16 protein-coding genes are annotated in these 18,037 nt (G+C 46.6%); 6 read left to right on the top strand and 10 right to left on the bottom strand.

The features are described from left to right. The first annotated feature begins 66 nt into the window (after positions 1-66). From ACSQ8P_RS26610 to ACSQ8P_RS26620, 3 genes are read left to right on the top strand one after another with little or no spacing between them, the layout of a single operon-like run. Complete coding sequence (locus ACSQ8P_RS26610; protein ID WP_436237948.1) at positions 67-1,083, top strand: GntR family transcriptional regulator; 1,017 nt, start codon at positions 67-69, stop codon at positions 1,081-1,083. 15 nt (positions 1,084-1,098) lie between these two features. Next, positions 1,099-2,577, top strand: coding sequence for an alpha-N-arabinofuranosidase (locus ACSQ8P_RS26615; RefSeq protein ID WP_436237949.1), 1,479 nt, complete (start codon positions 1,099-1,101; stop codon positions 2,575-2,577). A 12-nt stretch (positions 2,578-2,589) separates the two neighbouring features. Next, positions 2,590-2,877 carry a DUF6171 family protein gene (locus ACSQ8P_RS26620; RefSeq protein ID WP_436237950.1) on the top strand — a complete coding sequence of 96 codons (288 nt, stop codon included), beginning with the start codon at positions 2,590-2,592 and terminating at the stop codon, positions 2,875-2,877. A gap of 63 nt (positions 2,878-2,940) precedes the next feature. Here ACSQ8P_RS26620 and ACSQ8P_RS26625 read toward each other — a convergent pair whose 3' ends face one another. Further along, entirely contained in the window at positions 2,941-3,783 is an 843-nt protein-coding gene (locus ACSQ8P_RS26625; protein WP_436237951.1) for a phytanoyl-CoA dioxygenase family protein, read from the bottom strand. Positions 3,784-3,974: 191 nt separating this feature from the next. Here ACSQ8P_RS26625 and ACSQ8P_RS26630 point away from each other — a divergent pair, with 191 nt between their 5' ends. Further along, the gene (locus ACSQ8P_RS26630; RefSeq protein WP_436237952.1) at positions 3,975-4,853 is read left to right on the top strand and encodes a helix-turn-helix domain-containing protein; all 879 of its coding nucleotides are present in this window, start codon (positions 3,975-3,977) and stop codon (positions 4,851-4,853) included. 54 nt (positions 4,854-4,907) lie between these two features. On the opposite strand, the gene ACSQ8P_RS26635 is transcribed toward ACSQ8P_RS26630, so the two are convergent. The 4 genes from ACSQ8P_RS26635 to ACSQ8P_RS26650 form a co-directional block, all read right to left on the bottom strand. After that, positions 4,908-5,990, bottom strand: coding sequence for a Gfo/Idh/MocA family protein (locus ACSQ8P_RS26635; RefSeq protein WP_436237953.1), 1,083 nt, complete (start codon positions 5,988-5,990; stop codon positions 4,908-4,910). 177 nt (positions 5,991-6,167) lie between these two features. Next, positions 6,168-6,884: a response regulator transcription factor gene (locus ACSQ8P_RS26640; RefSeq protein WP_056624013.1), complete on the bottom strand. Its 717-nt coding sequence runs from the start codon at positions 6,882-6,884 to the stop codon at positions 6,168-6,170. 120 nt (positions 6,885-7,004) lie between these two features. Then, entirely contained in the window at positions 7,005-8,801 is a 1,797-nt protein-coding gene (pnpS, locus tag ACSQ8P_RS26645) for a two-component system histidine kinase PnpS (RefSeq protein WP_436237954.1), read from the bottom strand. A gap of 141 nt (positions 8,802-8,942) precedes the next feature. Continuing rightward, the gene (locus ACSQ8P_RS26650) at positions 8,943-10,493 is read right to left on the bottom strand and encodes a fumarate hydratase (RefSeq protein ID WP_056624020.1); all 1,551 of its coding nucleotides are present in this window, start codon (positions 10,491-10,493) and stop codon (positions 8,943-8,945) included. Between the two features lie 117 nt (positions 10,494-10,610). Between ACSQ8P_RS26650 and ACSQ8P_RS26655 the strand changes: the two genes are divergently transcribed. Both ACSQ8P_RS26655 and yfbR read left to right on the top strand, forming a co-directional pair. Beyond that, positions 10,611-11,753, top strand: a complete 1,143-nt coding sequence (locus ACSQ8P_RS26655) for a polysaccharide deacetylase family protein (RefSeq protein WP_436237955.1) — start codon at positions 10,611-10,613, stop codon at positions 11,751-11,753. Between the two features lie 53 nt (positions 11,754-11,806). Then, positions 11,807-12,403 carry a 5'-deoxynucleotidase gene (gene yfbR / locus ACSQ8P_RS26660; RefSeq protein WP_436237956.1) on the top strand — a complete coding sequence of 199 codons (597 nt, stop codon included), beginning with the start codon at positions 11,807-11,809 and terminating at the stop codon, positions 12,401-12,403. A 299-nt stretch (positions 12,404-12,702) separates the two neighbouring features. On the opposite strand, the gene ACSQ8P_RS26665 is transcribed toward yfbR, so the two are convergent. The 5 genes from ACSQ8P_RS26665 to ACSQ8P_RS26685 form a co-directional block, all read right to left on the bottom strand. Then, complete coding sequence (locus tag ACSQ8P_RS26665) at positions 12,703-13,143, bottom strand: hypothetical protein (RefSeq protein ID WP_436237957.1); 441 nt, start codon at positions 13,141-13,143, stop codon at positions 12,703-12,705. A 265-nt stretch (positions 13,144-13,408) separates the two neighbouring features. Then, positions 13,409-14,983, bottom strand: a complete 1,575-nt coding sequence (locus tag ACSQ8P_RS26670; RefSeq protein ID WP_436237958.1) for a DNA-binding protein — start codon at positions 14,981-14,983, stop codon at positions 13,409-13,411. Between the two features lie 198 nt (positions 14,984-15,181). Then, a complete protein-coding gene (locus ACSQ8P_RS26675) occupies positions 15,182-16,552 on the bottom strand; it encodes a sodium-dependent transporter (RefSeq protein WP_436237959.1) in 1,371 nt (456 codons plus the stop codon). A 50-nt stretch (positions 16,553-16,602) separates the two neighbouring features. Beyond that, on the bottom strand, positions 16,603-17,325 hold the full coding sequence (locus tag ACSQ8P_RS26680; RefSeq protein WP_436237960.1) for an amino acid ABC transporter ATP-binding protein: 723 nt from the start codon (positions 17,323-17,325) through the stop codon (positions 16,603-16,605). Further along, positions 17,322-17,978, bottom strand: coding sequence for an amino acid ABC transporter permease (locus tag ACSQ8P_RS26685; protein ID WP_436237961.1), 657 nt, complete (start codon positions 17,976-17,978; stop codon positions 17,322-17,324). Before ACSQ8P_RS26685 ends, ACSQ8P_RS26680 begins: the two co-directional genes overlap by 4 nt. Positions 17,979-18,037 lie beyond the last annotated feature (59 nt).

Here is an 18,037-nt window from a genome sequence, read left to right on the forward strand (position 1 = left end):
CCTACGTGGTATCTTATTGGTATTACATTGATTCAAAATGGTATCAGCGAATGGTGGTTTAGTCACATGCAGAAATCTCCACTTATTAAAGAAAGACTGGTCGAACAGCTTCGTGTGCAAATTCAATCCTTGCAGAAGGATCAACTCGTCAAGATCCCGTCCGAACGGGATTTGTCCGAGAACTTTGAAGCGAGCCGGGTTAGTGTAAGGGCAGCGATCAAAACTTTGGTACAGGAAGGCCTTCTCGTCCAATTACGAGGCAAAGGAACATATATCGTTCCAGCTGTACTTTTGGACACGTTATATGTCATGTGTTCATCCGATATCAAAGGAAATGACCCCTACTACACGAATTTTCTTGTCGAAATTACGAATTTAGCTGCCAAGCAAGCCATCAAAATTTCCATGGTTCACCCTGATCTGCCACGCGAAGCTGCACCTACAAGTCCGCTCATTCTAATCGGGCAGATGGATGACGAGCAATTGGATCGGCTCAAGACGACCGGCCAGCTTTTCTCCATTCAGCGCTATGCTCATCGTGAAGATATCATCCAAATATATTTCGATGATTTTCGGATCGGGAGCAAAGCAGCCAAAACGTTATACGATGCAGGACATCGCTCGTTCACCCTGCTAGCAGGGCCAGACAAGTACGATTCATCCAGGCTTCGTAAGCAAGGCTTCCTTGCTTATTGCCAGTCGAAAGACACGCAAGTCCAGATCATTACGGAGAAAATGAACTGGGAAGGCGGCCGCCGAGCAGCGGACCTTCTGCTTACAGCCGAGCTGCCAAATGCTATCTTCGCTGTGAATGATTGGATGGCTGCTGGTTGCATGCAAGGCCTTCGAGAAAATGGCCGCGCCATTCCGGAAGAAGTATCCATCATTGGCTGTGATGATATTCCGCTGGCTGCTCAAATATCACCAAGACTGACGACATTTAGCTTGGATGCCAAGCATCTCGTCGAGGAACTACTTTCTGCCATTCACCGCCACCACGAACAAACGTCTATTTCACAGGAACAAATCATACTTTCGGCTGCTCTGATCAGTCGGGAGTCGGTTTCCAATATGAAACACTAAGGAGCAGATACTTTCATGGCTAAGCTGACTATTCACGCGGATTCACCGCTGCAAACGATTAATCGAAATATTTACGGTCATTTCTCTGAGCATTTAGGTCGATGTATCTATGAGGGCATCTGGGTTGGACACGACTCCCCCATCCCTAACACAGAAGGTATGCGTAACGATGTACTTGAAGCTCTCAAAAAGCTGCAAATTCCAGTTCTTCGCTGGCCTGGCGGCTGCTTTGCAGACGAATATCACTGGAAAGATGGTGTCGGTCCAGCCGAGAAACGCAAACGAATGATCAATACGCACTGGGGCGGTGTTCTCGAGAATAACCATTTCGGTACGCATGAGTTTCTTCGTTTATGCGAAATAATCGGGGCTGAACCCTATATTAGTGGTAATGTTGGAAGCGGTACCGTGGCGGAAATGTCGGAATGGGTAGAATATATGACCTTCGACGGCGAGTCCCCGATGGCGAACTGGCGTCAAGAAAATGGCCGTGAGAAGCCATGGAAGCTCACTTATTTTGGCGTGGGGAACGAGAACTGGGGCTGCGGTGGTGACATGCGTCCTGAATACTACGCTGATTTGTATCGTAGATATGCTTGCTATGTAAGGAACTATGGGGATAATAAAATTTTCAAAATCGCCTGTGGCGCCAATAGCGCTGATTACAATTGGACTGAAGTCTTGATGCGTGAAGCAACGAAATACATGGATGGCATCAGTCTTCATTACTATACCCTCCCTACGGGAGTCTGGAAAGACAAAGGATCCGCAACAGATTTCAATGAACAAGACTGGTTCAACACCCTAGAGAAAACCTTATACATGGATGAACTTATTACCCGTCATTCGGCCATAATGAACACCTATGATCCTGACAAAAGAGTCGCCTTAATCGTGGATGAATGGGGCACTTGGTACAATGTAGAGCCTGGCACGAACCCTGGCTTTCTCTATCAGCAGAATACTATCCGTGATGCGCTCGTCGCTGGCATTAATTTAAACCTTTTCCATCATCACAGTGATCGTGTACGTATGGCCAATATTGCGCAAGTTGTCAATGTATTGCAAGCGGTCATCCTTACAGAGGGTGCAGATATGCTGCTTACACCGACTTATCATGTGTTCGATATGTATAAGGTGCATCAAGATGCGAGCTATATCGCTACGGAAGCGGTGAGCCCTTCCTATGAAATGGATGGCAAACAAATCGATCAACTTAGCGCATCCGCTTCATTAAATGCAGACAACCAACTACATATTTCCCTTTGTAATTTGCACCATGCCGAATCGCTTGAAGTCCAATGTGACATCAAGGGACACTTTGGTGGAACGATCTCAGGTTTGGTTATCACTTCGGATACGATGGATGCGCACAATACGTTCGATGAGCCCAATGCTGTGAACTCACAACCTTTTACCGATTATCGAGTCGAAAATGACGTTCTGCTCGTTACCCTTCCTGCCCGCTCTGTGGTCACACTTTGTCTTGCATAGGAGCCAATTCATATGGATACCTCAAGTGGAATTAGAACAGAAACCGGTTCGGATTGCAAAGGGTGTACCGCCTCTGTTCACGTAACACCCGAAGAAATCGCTAAGCTTTTCGGTGAAACGCTACGTGTGCGTAACCTGAAGCTGACTACGGAGGCTGAATATGACCGCCGCATCGCGGTCTGCACGAGCTGCAGCGACTATCACTACGGCACAACTTGCCGCCACTGCGGCTGCTTGATGGGCGTGAAAGCAAAACTTAGCAGTGCCCGTTGTCCTTCTCCACATGGCAGCAAATGGTAACCCTCAACACTAAAATAAAAAGATCGCTTCCTCACTTTTACAGTGGGCAAGCGATCTTCTTATTTATTTACGGCTATATAACAATGGATTCAGCTCAGAGGCTGCCAGCTCCCCCGGCTGCAAGCCAGGGAACCACCTGTTCAAATCACTCTCACGCGCTTTACTATCCGGTTCAGCAATCCGCAAGCCATCCGCATAATAAATGACGGTCATAACTTTGCGCATCGTATCCGTCGGATTGCCAGGTGCGCTATGCAGCGTCCATCCAGCATGGAACGTAGCATCCCCTGCTGCCATCGCGCCATGAGACTTTGTCTCAAAGCCCTTACCCTCGATATATCCTGCCAAAGTACGATGGGATTCATCGGAAATAACCATTTTATTAATGTAGCCAATGAGATGGGATTCCGAAGCAAATGTCATGGACCCTACTGCCTCTGAAATCGGCACAAGCGGCATCCACATCGTAATCGTTTTATCGGTATCCAGCGGCCAATAAATTTGATCTTGATGCCAAGGGGTATGACCGCCATGCGGTTCCTTGTACAACGCTTGATCATGATACATGCGAACGCCGTCAACGCCCATTAAGTCAGCAGCAATCTTGGCAAAACGCTTAGCAAAAACGAAACGTCGGATCGCTTCACTTTGCTCCCATAAATTCGAAATTTGAATAAACGCCTTCCCATACGTATCACGTTGATCTAGTGGTTTATCTTGGTTGTTCAACGTTTTCACCAAGTTGGATATGATCGGCTCATACACATGGATCTCAGCTTCGCTCGCTACGCCTCGAAGAGCGATATGACCATCTCGTTGATAGCATTCCTGCTGTTCCTTCGACAACGTATAACAGTCTTCTAATAACGGCAATGCATGGATTGGATTAGCTTCAAGATTACTCATGCGCTATGCACCTCAATTTGTCTATTTATAGCTTTATTATACGACCCAACTGCCTTATAATCTTTGTCAAACAAGGTTATTGATTTGTCAAAAACAACTGGATTTCAGTATGCCACCTGCACTAGAATAAGAGTAGCGTACAGCACCTATCGTCCGAAAAACTTGGGAATTTATATGAAAAGAGGTCTTCCATGCTGCAACAATTACTAGATTCCCCACCTATTGTCCCTTACATCAGAGAATGTGACTTTGCCGTACGCAGACCATGGAACTATCCAGAACGTAGACTCTTGGATTATTTATTGGTATACATCCAAGAGGGTACTTGCTGTTTCTGGGTCGATCATCAGAAATATATGTTCTATTCAGGTCAATTCTGCCTCGTCCAACCAGGCAGCCTGCTTTCTTTAGAGGGACTAACGAACACGGTCACACCTTTTCTCCATTTTGACATCGCCTATAATCCCGAGCGAGCAGATAGCTTTCCCACCCGACCAGGGCAAATTGATCTTTCTGCCTACAGCCATCTGATGCAGCCAACCCTTCAAGACCTGTTCATGACTCAAGTTCCCGTACATGTCCAGCCACAGGACCCCTTTCTTCTCAAAGAAAAATTGCTGCAAACCATTGAGCTTTTCCATATGCCTAATTCGTTTACCCAACTGAGAACACAGCAGTTGATGCTAGACATCATTCTTTCTATTTTGGAACCCTATCAACGTGATGTCCCTTCATTAGCTCCATCCTTAAACTGGATCACCTCTTATTTCTCTAATCATTTAAGTGATCCCATTTCAGTCCAGGACATGGCGAGTCGCGCCAATCTATCTGTTTCTAGGTTCAGCTTTCTTTTCAAGCAACGTTATGGCACGTCTCCGCACCAATATTTATTGCAGATGCGCATTCACCATGCGAAGGAATTACTTACGAATACAGAGCACAGTCTTGAATCCATCTCCGACTATTGCGGCTTTGCTGATTTACATCATTTTTCTAAAATATTCAAACAACGCACAGGCACGACGCCTGGCGAGCATCGAAAAACAACAAAAAATCCCTCCAACCGATAGTAGAATCGGAAGAAGGGATTTTTCGCATCATTAACCATTTCCCAGGAAATAGAACTAGTCGAAGTAAACAGCCTTACCTGTTTTCGCTGACTCATAAATGGCTTCTAAAATCTCAGACACAACACACGCTTGTTCTGGTGTAACAACTGGATCCGTGTCGTTCTCTATCGCTTGAATCCACAATCTCATTTCTAGATCTGAGGCAACTTCTGCCTTTCCATCATAAAAAGCAACCCCGCCCGCTTGCAATTCCACGTCTGTCGTGAATAAGCGACTGTGCTTCTCACCGTTGATGCGCAGACCACCTTTCATATCAGCGCCGCCTTCCGTTCCGGAAAGTGTACATTTCGCTTCATCGACTTCAAGCGTATTCAACGCCCAGCTTGATTCAAGAATAATCGTAGCGCCATTTTTCATCGTAATCATGCCAAATGCGGAATCTTCCACTGTGAACTTAGCTGGATCCCAAGGACCCCAAGCATTCGCCGCGTTCTCACGCTGGGATAACTTGTGATAGGACGTCCCTAAAACAACCGCTGGCTCATAGTTGTTCATCATCCACAACGTCAAATCTAAGGCATGCGTACCGATATCGATCAACGGGCCTCCGCCTTGTTTTTCTTCATCGAGGAACACGCCCCATGTAGGCACCGCGCGGCGACGAATCGCATGTGCCTTCGCGAAATAAATTTCACCAAGCTCGCCTTCGGAACAAAGCTTATGTAAATGTTGGCTATCACCACGGAAACGATTGTTGTAGCCGACTGTTAGCTTTTTACCAGTACGTTTAGCCGCTTCAACCATACGTCTTGCGTCAGCTGCTGTTTTCGCCATAGGCTTCTCTGACATAACATGCTTGCCAGCTTCCAATGCAGCAATCGTAATTTCCGCATGGGAATCATTCGGCGTACACACATGAACGATATCGATAGAGCTATCTTGTAATACCTCACGATAATCTTCATAAACACGAGCTTCTCCCTTGCCAAATTTCGCAGCAGCTTCCTGTGCTTTCTCCGAAACGATATCACAGAATGCTACCATTTCTACATTGTCCAATTTGCTTAGACTAGGCATGTGTTTGCCAGTGGCAATCCCTCCACACCCAATAATTGCGATCCGATACGTCGTTGACATGATGTTCCTCCTCTATAATGATCCTGCAAATTTTCAAAATGACAGTACTCGTATGTATATACTAATTATACCCAATACCACCGTTAATAAAATTCCCGATTTTGCGATGATTGTATGCAATTGTGTTATCACATTAAAAAAAAAGCACGGCCACTGACTAATCAGCATCCATGCTACTTACTTTTTAATCATCGTGGCTACAAGCTTGTACCCCACGCCGCGTATCGAATCAATCTGTACAGATTGCTGATTCATTTCCAGCTTCTTGCGTAGAGAGCTCACATGCACATCAACTGTACGCTGCCCCCCGATATAGTCGAAGCCCCACACGATATTCATGAGATCATCTCGAGTAACAACTACACCTGGTCGCTGGACCAGATACAGCAGAACTTCAAATTCCTTAGGACGCAACGGAATCGACTCGCCATTTAGCACAACTTCATATTTCTCTGGATAAATACGAAGCTCACCCGCCTGAATGACTTTCTCATTCGACTTGGCTATATCCGCAGCTGCTTCATCCGATTGTGTACGCCGCAAGACAGCAGCCACACGCGCAAGCAGCTCGGCGACCCCAAATGGCTTCGTGATATAATCATCTGCCCCATGCTTCAAGCCCTGTACGACTTCATCTTCTGCGTTACGAGCCGTGAGGATAATGACAGGCGTTCGATTTCCTTTCTGCCTAAGCTTTGCCAACACCTCAAAGCCACTAAGTCCCGGTAGCATAATATCCAAAATGATCAAATCATACGACTGCTGAAGCGCCTCCTGCAAGCCATCTCCACCATGATCAATCACCTTCGTATCATAGGCTTCCTGCGAAAGGTTATAAGATAACAACCGAGCCAATGTCGGCTCATCTTCAATAACTAGTATCTTTTGTGCCATGGGATCCCCCGCATTTACAGTTTATTAACAATGCACAACCCCAGTGTATCACACAAATGTAAAGGCATTGTAAAGCCTTCGTCATCGCGGTGTAAATCCGCAACAAATTATCAGCCTATTTTAATGAATCACAGGCAACTCAATAATAAATTTCGTGCCTACACCCACTTCACTTTCAACGCGAATCGTTCCTTTATGCATTTCCACTAGATGCTTAACGATGGATAACCCCAGTCCTGTACCGCCTGAGCTTCGGGATCGCGCTTTATCTACCCGATAAAACCGTTCAAAAATACGCGGCAAATCCTTCTTCGGTATCCCCATTCCCGTATCCGAAACAATGATGCGCAGTCGCTCATAATCCCCGTCAACATTAGTCTCCAAGGGTTCTACACGAAGCCTGACTTTCCCGCCATCTTGCGTATAGGCAATGCCATTGGACAGCAAATTGATGATGATTTGTCGCAATCGATCCTCATCCGCTTCAATATACATATCATCCTCTACCATCATGCTGAGCTCGATATGCTTCTTCTCTGCTTCTTTCCGTAATACACTAAGCGATCTCTCTAGAAATTCAGGCAAATAAACAGGTGAGAAATTCATCGGAATCCGCTTCGATTCAATCTTCGAGAGCTCCAAAATATCCCCAATTAATCGGTTCAACCGTTCACTCTCATCAAAAATGATTTGCAGAAACGATACCGCCGTTTCCTTATCGTTCAACGCGCCTGCCAGCAGCGTCTCCGCGAAGCCCTTAACTGCCGCAATCGGCGTCTTCAGCTCATGGGAGACATTCGCCACGAATTCACTGCGCATTCGCTCTAATCTGCGAACCGCCGTGATATCGTGGAGCACGATAAGCACGCCTGACCATTCTTCATCCTCATGTGCGATAGGGCTCAAATGAATATCCAGAATACGTTCAGCCGGGTAATAGAACATCATCTCGTCCGAAATCGGTTCCTGAAGCTCAATGCATTCTTGAATCATTTTGGTAAAATCATACTGCTGCTTCGCTTCATTATATTTCTTCCCTAATAACTCCTGGGAAGAAAAGCCCAGAATCGCTTCAGCCGAAGGATTGAGCAGCATAATCCGCTCTTCACGGTCAATCATCATAATGCCGCTCATCATGTTTTCCATGACGCCTTGCAGTCTGCGTTCATTCTCTTGAATGCGCGCCATTTGCCCTTGCAAGCTTTCGGACATACGATTAATCGCTTGCCCAAGCTCCCCCACCTCATCATTCCGATAAGCAGGAACACGAGATTCATAGTTCAAATTCGTTATTTGCTGCGCGACTTTCGTCATTCTCTCAATCGGTCGTGTTATCCCTTTGGCGATCCGATAGCTGACAATACCTGCAACGACAAAGAGGATTGCCAGTCCTGAAATAAGGAAATACCAGAGACTGCGAATGGATTTATCTACTTGGGCTAAGCTCAATGAAATTCGTAAATACCCGATTGTCACTTTGGCTTCATTTTTAACCGGAATAGCGGCATATAACATATTCTCTTTCAGCGTGTCACTATAACGCGTCGTATATCCAATTCCATCCTTAGCGGCTGCTGTAATTTCCGGTCTTGTTAAATGGTTGTCCATCTGTTCTGGCAGTTGATCGGAGTCACCGAGTACCTTGCCGTCAGCACGTACATACGTTAACCGCTCCGTTGTCGCGTCTTTGAGCCGGTGGGCCTGCGCCGTATAATACTTAATCAACTCCGCGTCCGTCCCTTGATAATCCCATACACCACTGGAAGCAATCACATGAAGCTCTCGCTCCATATTTTCTTGTAATGAATTCACATGTGAACTCTCGAGAACCTTTGCCATGAAAATACCGGCAACCAACATCGAGCATCCAATTAATAAGATTAAAATCAGGGTTAGCTTTGCACGAAATTTGGTCATGGATGCATGAACCTCCAACAGGGTTGTGTGCCGATGTAGTCTATAACATATAGAAAAAGGGCTACTCTAAATAGTAACCCTAATTTCTACAGCTAATCCAGTATTTTTTTTGTAAAGGTAAAGATCATCATAAGGAAATTATTATTTGAATACCGGCTCTTTCAGTGCTGCCAGTTTTTCTAATGAATTCTTCTCTACATCTGCATGCAAACTGTTGCCGTGTGAATCCATTGTTACAATCGCAGCGAAGCCTTCTGTTTCCAGATGCCACATCGCTTCTGGAATACCGAATTCCAGATAGTCAACACCCTCAACCTTTTTGAAGCATTGTGCGTAGTACTGTGCAGCACCACCGATGGCATTCAAGTACACGCCGCCGTGATCTTTCAACGCTGCTAGCGTTTTTGGACCCATGCCGCCTTTACCAATCACCGCGCGAATGCCGAACTTTTTAATAATATCGCCTTGGTAAGGCTCCTCACGAATACTCGTTGTCGGCCCAGCAGCCTTCACGTGCCACTCACCTGCATCATCCTTGGCCATAACCGGGCCGCAGTGATAGATTGCTGCACCATTTAGATCGATTGGGGCATCGTGATCCATCAAATATTTGTGCAAGGCATCGCGTCCAGTATGCATCGTTCCATTAATAACGACCACATCACCGACCTTCAAGCTGCGAATTTGCTCTTCCGAAATCGGAGTTGTCAATACGATCTCGCGACGCTCTTCTTGCGGCGTGTTTCTAGCTTCTTCCGCACTTGCTTCGAAAGCCTCTTGGAAGGAAACCTCAACACCTCTCGGATAAGACCAGCCATTGATTTCGCCTGTTTCCGCATTTAGAATCACGCCTTGACGACGGAACGCCCAACAGTTATACGCCACAGAAACGAAGAAGCTAGCTGGCAAACGGTTCATAACGCCCACTTTACAACCAAGCAAAGTGACTTGACCACCAAAACCCATCGTGCCAATCCCTAGCGTATTCGCGTGCTCCATCACGTACTCCTCAACTTTACGAAGGTCTGGATGTGGGTTTACATCGTCTACATGGCGGAACAATTGATGCTTCGCAAGCTCGTAACCGCTCGTCCGATCGCCGCCGATGCCAACACCGATAAAGCCTGCGCTGCAGCCTTGACCCTGAGCTTGATACACGGCGTGCATAACACACTTGCGAATCCCGTCGAGGTCACGGCCTGCTTTGCCTACGCCTTCCAGATCAGCTGGGAGGCTGTATTGAATATTTTTGTTCTCGCAGCCGCCGCCTTTGAGAATGAGCTTCACTTCCACATCGTCGCGTTCCCATTGTTCAAAATGAATAACTGGTGTTCCTGGTCCGAGGTTATCCCCGCTATTAGCACCCGTAAGCGAATCTACGGAATTCGTCCGAAGTTTGGAAGCTTTCGTCGCATTCGCAACCGCTTCAAGAATATGTTTCTTCATAACAATTTGGTTTGCCCCAACTGGACAGTGTATAATAAACGTTGGCATTCCTGTATCCTGACAAATCGGGGATACATTCGTCTCCGCCATATGGATGTTATCGGCAATTCGGGATAGCGACAATGCGGAACGCGTGCCATTATCCTCTTTTATTTGCGCGGCTTGTACCGCACGACGAACATCACCAGGAAGATTCGTGGATGTTTCTACAATCAAATCATAAACACTTTGATAAAAATGTTGCATAACGATTTCTAGCTCCTCTCAATTACCCGCATAATCTTAAAGAATATAAACCATTATACCATACCTCATAGGAACAGTTCGACGGTTCTTGTGAGCAAAACAAGGAGATTCGCCGACATGTATAAAAGGATTACGATTTCGGTTCTCGTCAGTCTACTAGGGTTAACGCTTTTGCTAACCCCCTTGCAGGCTGAACGTTCCGAGACCATTTACTACCAAGATCAGGTTGCCGTTCTGATGTATCATCACATCCATGACACAGATACGAGCTCAAGCACAATCACAAGTGCTCTGTTTCAGAATCAGCTAACATCACTGCTCAGCAAAGGCTATCATTTTATTTCATTAGATGAGTTCAAAATGTACATGGCAGGCGCAACGGTACCCTCAAACGCGGTGCTGGTCACTTTTGATGACGGGTATCAGAGCTTTTTTACAGGGGCTTATCCAATTCTCAAAAGCTTGCGCATACCCGCTGTCAACTTCGTCATTACAACCGATTTAGCGAACCCCTTGGCCTCCTATATTCCGTCGATGTCCAAGGAACAGATTAGTGAAATGACGCATGCCACGAATTTCATTGACATCGGATGCCACACAGACAACCTACACCACAAAGTCCCAAGTGGGGAAGCCGCGCTTGTGGGCAGGGTCGAAGGCGACACCGCCGATACTCTCCAGCAGCGCGTGTTTACGGATGCACAAGCCTGCATCGGCAAGCTAGCACCGCTTACTGATAATAAGCCGCTCGACGCGATGGCTTACCCGTTCGGCATCACGTCGCCTGCGGCGACGGAGCAAGTAAAGAAGGCGGGCATCCGCTACGCCTTCACGATCTCGCCCGAGATGGCGACGCGCAGCGCCGATCTCATGTTGATCCCGCGGATCAACGCGGGCAGCCCCGGCATCACGCCGGAGCTGCTGCACCGCTCGATCCAGCGCCGGGTTACGGCGCTGCCGGGCAGCGCGCCGCTGCGCGTGGACGCGGCCGCTGCTGCCGCTCAGCTCGGCGGCAGCGCAACGGCGGAAGGCGGAGAGCTGCGCCTCCGCCTCGGGCAAGCGGCATTCACCCTGGGGGTGAATGCCACAACCGCGACGCGCGGCGACGGCGCGCGCGTCCGGCTGCGGCAGCCCGTGCTGCGCGAGCACGGGCAGGTCACGATCGCGCTTGACGATCTGCAAGCGCTGATCGGGCAGTCGCTCGTCTACACCCCGGCCACCGGTAAGGTGGCTGTTCGGGTGGCGCCGAGCGTGAAGTAGCCCTTGGCGGGAGCGAGCCTCCCGCACATCCGAACATGAAGGAGCTCAACCCCATGAATCATCACTTTTTTGCTTACTTATATCGTCTCAAATATATCGACCGCTGGAGCCTCATGTGGAACACGCGCCGCGAGAACGTAGCCGAGCATTCCTTCTACGTAGCTTCAATTGCGCATATGCTGTGCACCATTTCCAACGAAGTCTATGGCGGGAATGTACCGACCGACCGCGTCGTCTCTATCGCCTTGTTCCACGATGCCTCCGAAGTGCTGACGGGTGACATCCCGCAGCCCGTAAAGCACAACAACGAGCAAATTCTGCGAAATTTCCGCGAGATCGAAGACGTCGCCGTAGAACGGCTGATCGGCACGATACCACCTGCGCTTAGCAGCATCTATCGCGGCCTCATTCAAGATCCTGACCCTGAGCTCTACCGCTGGGTGAAGGCCGCTGATCTGATCGAAGCCTACATCAAATGTTTAACTGAGCTCTCCACCGGCAATCGTGAGTTTGTCGTTGCCAAGCAGCAAGTTCTCGAAAGCTTGAAAAAGATGAACATGCCGGAAGTCGATTACTTCTTGGAGCACATGAGTGCCTCCTTCGAGAAAACACTGGATGAGATCACACTGGATATTGCAGATCCGAAATAATCTCAGCCTCAGACTAGACTAACTGGAAAACCTCCAGCTATTTTCTCAATTTCCACCTTTAATTCTGATTTACATGGATTTCATGCAGCTAATTTGGTCATTAGGCCGATAAGACTGAAATTAGCTGTACAAAATCCATCTATATCAAAAAACTCCTCAAATTCTGCAGAATTAGCTGTACAAAATCCATCTATTCAGCAGATCCGGCAACTAGCTGGGCTGAGAGTCCATCGAACAAACACCAAAGAACCTCCTTTCCACTTACTCATGGAAAGGAGGTTCTTCACACCACTCTAAAACTAAGCCAAAATTTGAGGGTTTGTCATAATCACAATAGCTAGGATAACCGCTACAAAAGCGATCCAGCTGAATGTTTTAATTTTCGCAGCATCCGCTGATGTACTTTTCCCTGCTGCACTGTTCGCTCTCAACTTCTTGATGCGGCCACCGATCATTCCTGTAACTGCCCCCACAATTACGAGTAAAATGATAGCGAGCGCCATCCACAAACCAGAGAAACTACCTTCGCTGACCATCGCTCCTCCAGAGATGAAGGTAACAATCAAGGAAAACTGACCAATTCGGTTGAGCGTAGACAGTAGTCCCATGAAGCTTTCTTGTCCTGCGCCGGATAAGCCAGCAGCTCGTCCTACAATGAAAGGGAAAACAACATAAGATCCAAGCAATAAAGCACTAATTACGTGTAAAAAAAGCATAACATGTTGCACTGATTCTGGCATTAAGTCAACCTCCGCAATTTTAATTAGAATCGTTCTCTTTTAGTATACAGAATCAGATTGTGGGTAACAAGAAAGCGATGTCAAAATCCCTACAAATTCACCATATCTCCATAAAACTGTGACTAAATAAGCAGAAAACAACCCCTGTTCTCCCTGCGGGGAGCCTTCTAGCATTGACATTGAATGACCTTTCGATCCTTCTGTTGTCAAATCGTGCGAAGGCTTCCATACAGGAACAAGGGTTGTTCTAAAATAATGGTAGTCCCTAAGGCAGCGGTTCTGCTGCTACATTCGCAATCGTTACAGCTTCCGTGAACTTATTCGTTGTATTCTGTCTAATCCGCATGCTCGCTGCTCCAGATGCTGTCGTATTGATTTGGACATTCACAATCTTTTCTGCGTGCCCGCTCGCATTCGCTGTCATCGAGAAGCTCGTGCTATATCCATACGCAGCTGGCCATGAGCCATCACTATTCTGTACCTTCGCCACTTGCGTTCCAGAGCTGTTGTAAATACCTATATTATAGCCAGTGGTTGTGGAGTTAGCTCCTAACCCATTCATAATAATCTTTACTTGGAATACGTAATGATTCGGCAGCTGAGCTTGATGAACGAAAGCAAATGGATCCGTTGTATTCGTAGAAGTAGGAATTCCATATGACCCTACTTTAAAAGTCGTCGGATCATACCACTTATATCCTGCTGCTGGTGCTGCCCATGGCTCCGCTTGCGGCTCCGTCGTGTTGGCCGGCTGTTCCCATGTGAATAGTGTGGTCGTCGTGTCTAAAGTCAATCCAGACACCTGAGTCAAACTCGTGTAGCTCTCTTTGGTGGCTAACCAATTGACCATATTGACGAGCAAGGTTGCGTCATTCTGCTCCTGGAAACCGGCATAGGTCGTTTTCACACCACCTGTTTCTTCCCTCTTATATTTTGGCGTCGCATCCTCAACAGGGGAGGAGTCACCGATGAAGCCTGCTTTACCAGCGCTTACCTTCGCTACAGCCACATACGGTCCTTCCGCTACGCCTCCACCATTGTATACCCCTTGATCCACAGCACTCGCCCATTTCGTCGTTGTGGATGGTACATACACAATACCTTTCGCTTTGTTAGGATTTGTAATAGCTAACGTCGAACCCGCATGCATAGCAACTGTGGAAACACCACTTGTAATGCCAAACGCCTGCGCACCGCTCACAATATTGTTCGCCGTTATATCTCCTAGCGCATTGTATCGAAAACGTACCCCGAAGTTCGTAGATAACCAATCCGAGCTTGCTACGCCTGTCATCGCTGCTGATGCAGCCTCTTCGGTACTCATCCCTAATGCAGGATTCGTCCAAGCGCCATGACGATAGCCATTGAATACCTCGGATGAATCCCAACGGTTCTTATTCCGATCCGCATTGTAATGATCACCAATGAAGAAAATACTTCCGCCTGCTTGCACATATTGCAGCATGGCGCTCTGTTCTGTGGTTTTATAAGGAATATTAGCTTCCCCTATGACGAAAACATCATAAGCAGATAAGTCCGAGAGTGTAAGTGTTGTACTTTTACGTAACTCCTTCACATAGTAACCGGCGTTTCCTAGCGCATTTGCGAAATCAGAGAAAGCCCCGTCAATCACCCAATCTGCCGCTCCTGCGGTTTGACCATGGGTATTATCAAACAATACCTTTTTTCCATTGGGGGATGCAGGAGTAATCGTTGGTGCTGGATCATTCGGTCCTTCTGCCCATGCTTGCGGTACGACGCTTACCAATGTACTAAATATTGCTCCGGTAACCAACAATCTTCGCCAGCTTTTCTTGCGCAACCAAGTTCTTCTCAACATCAATTCCCACCATCCTATGGAATAATTAACCAATGTAATTTGGCTATACATATCGTATCATAGGCCATGCTCATGGGATAGCTTCTGGAAATTAATTTACAAAAACAACAACTTTTTGTGCATCACCACAAAAAAAAGTGTCGACCTCTTAGTTCACTGTTATCCTCAGCACGAATGTCCGATCATAAACGTTTCGGATTAAGAAAATTTGATTATCCCTACTGAATGTAAGAACACGCAAACGATGAGTACGGGTGCTACTACACGAAGCAAGAACATCCAGGCTTTATACCAGAAGCCCTTCAACCCTGCTTCTTCTCCAGCCTTTTTCCATGCGTATCCCGTAAACAAGGTTACAACTAATCCACCGAATGGCATCAGAACGTAGGAAGTAATAAAGTCCATCCAATCAAAAATACTTTTACCTCCGGGATGGAAGTCCCCCAGCACTCCCCCGACTGAAAGTCCAGAAGGAACACCTACCAAGAAGCAAACAATGGATAAAATAATCGCTGATTTTTTGCGGTTCCATTGCCATTTATGCATGGCATAAGCGACTGGTACTTCCAAGATGGAAATGGCAGAAGTCAACGCAGCAATGGCTAGCAATAAGAAGAACAAACCACCAAAGAAAAAACCAAATGGCATTTGAGAGAATGCTGCCGGCAGCGCCATGAACGCCAAGCCTACGCCTTCACTAGGCTGAAGCCCATAAGAAAACACCGTAGGGAAAATGACAAGACCTGCGATGAATGCATACACCAAATCACCGAAACCGATGGCGAGCGTCGCAGTACCGAGCGATTGTCTTTTTTCCACATATGAACCATAAGTTAACATACATCCCATCCCGAGCGATAATGAAAAAAACGCATGTCCCAAAGCAACTAGCGCAGACTCCGCATCCAGCTTGGAGAAGTCCGGTTTTAAGAAAAAGGACACCCCTGCTGCTGCCCCTGGCAGTGTAAGCGAACGAACCATAAGAATCAGCAGGATGATGAGAAAACCGGGAATCAAAACTTTATTGAATTTCTCAATACCACCGGAGACCCCTTTGGCGAGAATCCAGCCCGTAGTCAGCATAACAACAGCCTGCCAGAAGATAGGCCAGTAGCCCGAAGCGAACGATAGAAACTTGGTTTTATAGTCGGATCCCTCTTGAAATAAAAAGCCGCTAAACGACTCTACCGTATAATGGAGCGTCCATCCCGCGACTACTGCATAGTAGGACATGATCATGAAAGCGGTTAGGATGGATAGCAATCCGAACGCACCCCAGTACTTTTTACCTGTAAGATTAAAAAAGGATACCGAAGCATTGCCTCTGCCTCCGCGGCCAATCGTCATCTCAGCAAGCAAAATGGGTAAGCCTACAATAATTAAACAAATGATGAACAACAGGAAAAAGGCAGCCCCGCCATGTTTACCTGTTATGTAGGGAAACTTCCACATGTTACCGAGCCCTACTGAACTGCCAATCGCGGCCAAAATAAAACCACTAGACGTAAACCGCTCAACCGTTCCTTTTTTCTTACTTGTTGCTTGTCCTGATGTCTGATCGTTGCACATGATGATGATTAACTCCTAACGTAATTTTGATGCAATACGGATAAATCCGTCTATAGAATTTTGCTAAGAAATGCTTGGGTACGTTCGTGTTTGGGTGAATCGAATAATTCTGAAGGTGTTCCTTCTTCTACGATATACCCCCCATCCATGAAAATGACACGGTCTGCCACTTCGCGAGCGAAGCCCATTTCATGCGTGACGACAATCATGGTGATTCCTTCATGGGCCAAATCCTTCATCACCTGCAGCACTTCGCCGACCATCTCGGGGTCTAACGCCGAAGTTGGTTCATCGAATAACATGACACGCGGATTCATAGCCAACGCACGGGCAATCGCTACACGCTGCTGTTGTCCACCCGACAACTGGTCAGGATAAGCATCCCGCTTTGCAGCCAGACCCACTTTACTTAGCAGTTCCATGGCTTTTTGTTCATTTTGCTGCTTATCTATTTTTTTAATGTGTTTCGGAGCCAGCATAATATTTTCCAATACGGTTAAGTGAGGAAATAAGTTAAAAAGTTGGAACACCATGCCTACATTTTCGCGTAATTGATCGATATTCGTGTTCGGAGAATTGACCTCTACATCGCCAATGACTACTTTTCCAGATGTCACATCCTCAAGAAGATTCAGACATCGCAGGAATGTACTTTTACCTGAACCCGAGGGTCCGATAACGCAAACCACTTCTTTTTCCTGTATCTTTGTCGAAATATCTTTCAGTACCTCGTTCGTACCGAATCTCTTTTTCAGGTTTTTTACGACGATCATTGGGATGCATACCTCCTCTCTAATACGCGAGATAAGAGGGATAAAACATAGATGATAATGAAGTAGATGATACCCACGACTCCCCATATCTCAAAAGCACGATAGTTCGCAGAGATTATGATTTCCCCGCGCTGTGTCAACTCGTTAATTCCAATAACGGACAATAGAGAAGTGTCCTTTATACTTACAATGAATTGATTAACAAAAGCAGGCACCATCCGGCGAATCGCTTGTGGTAAAATGACCAATCGCATTGTTAACCATTTACTTAATCCCAATGAGCGTGCCGCTTCCATCTGTCCTTTATTAATAGAGATAATACCACCACGGAAAATCTCCGATATATAGGCGCCCGCATTTAAACTGATGGCAATAATACCTGCGGTCTCTGCTGGTATTCGAATATCGAAGAAAGCAGGTATACCAAAATATTCAAAGAAGACCTGCACTAATAGCGGTGTTCCACGAATGATATCAACATAAAAAGTAGCTATAGTTCGCAAGATTCTACTGGAAGAAACATTCATCAAACCCGTAATTAAACCTATAACAAAAGCAATCGGTAAAGAAATGACAACAATTTTAAAAGTAATTAAAGAGCCTTTTAACAACATGGGTAGTGCATCTAAAATAACTTGCAGTGAGGAAGTCACCTGACCCCACCCCTTCCTTAAGTTGAATTCATAATAGTGCTAACCTTCTGAAAACCATC

The organism is Paenibacillus sp. LjRoot153, assembly GCF_964253085.1.
Taxonomy (GTDB): Bacteria; Bacillota; Bacilli; order Paenibacillales; family NBRC-103111; genus Paenibacillus_E.

Bases quoted from the DNA above. Each gene is read 5' to 3' on its own strand.
- ACSQ8P_RS26610 (WP_436237948.1), top strand. From the start codon at position 67: ATGCAGAAATCTCCACTTATTAAAGAAAGACTGGTCGAACAGCTTCGT.
- ACSQ8P_RS26615 (WP_436237949.1), top strand. From the start codon at position 1,099: ATGGCTAAGCTGACTATTCACGCGGATTCACCGCTGCAAACGATTAAT.
- ACSQ8P_RS26620 (WP_436237950.1), top strand. From the start codon at position 2,590: ATGGATACCTCAAGTGGAATTAGAACAGAAACCGGTTCGGATTGCAAA.
- ACSQ8P_RS26625 (WP_436237951.1), bottom strand. From the start codon at position 3,783: ATGAGTAATCTTGAAGCTAATCCAATCCATGCATTGCCGTTATTAGAA.
- ACSQ8P_RS26630 (WP_436237952.1), top strand. From the start codon at position 3,975: ATGCTGCAACAATTACTAGATTCCCCACCTATTGTCCCTTACATCAGA.
- ACSQ8P_RS26635 (WP_436237953.1), bottom strand. From the start codon at position 5,990: ATGTCAACGACGTATCGGATCGCAATTATTGGGTGTGGAGGGATTGCC.
- ACSQ8P_RS26640 (WP_056624013.1), bottom strand. From the start codon at position 6,884: ATGGCACAAAAGATACTAGTTATTGAAGATGAGCCGACATTGGCTCGG.
- pnpS (WP_436237954.1), bottom strand. From the start codon at position 8,801: ATGACCAAATTTCGTGCAAAGCTAACCCTGATTTTAATCTTATTAATT.
- ACSQ8P_RS26650 (WP_056624020.1), bottom strand. From the start codon at position 10,493: ATGCAACATTTTTATCAAAGTGTTTATGATTTGATTGTAGAAACATCC.
- ACSQ8P_RS26655 (WP_436237955.1), top strand. From the start codon at position 10,611: ATGTATAAAAGGATTACGATTTCGGTTCTCGTCAGTCTACTAGGGTTA.
- yfbR (WP_436237956.1), top strand. From the start codon at position 11,807: ATGAATCATCACTTTTTTGCTTACTTATATCGTCTCAAATATATCGAC.
- ACSQ8P_RS26665 (WP_436237957.1), bottom strand. From the start codon at position 13,143: ATGCCAGAATCAGTGCAACATGTTATGCTTTTTTTACACGTAATTAGT.
- ACSQ8P_RS26670 (WP_436237958.1), bottom strand. From the start codon at position 14,983: ATGTTGAGAAGAACTTGGTTGCGCAAGAAAAGCTGGCGAAGATTGTTG.
- ACSQ8P_RS26675 (WP_436237959.1), bottom strand. From the start codon at position 16,552: ATGTGCAACGATCAGACATCAGGACAAGCAACAAGTAAGAAAAAAGGA.
- ACSQ8P_RS26680 (WP_436237960.1), bottom strand. From the start codon at position 17,325: ATGATCGTCGTAAAAAACCTGAAAAAGAGATTCGGTACGAACGAGGTA.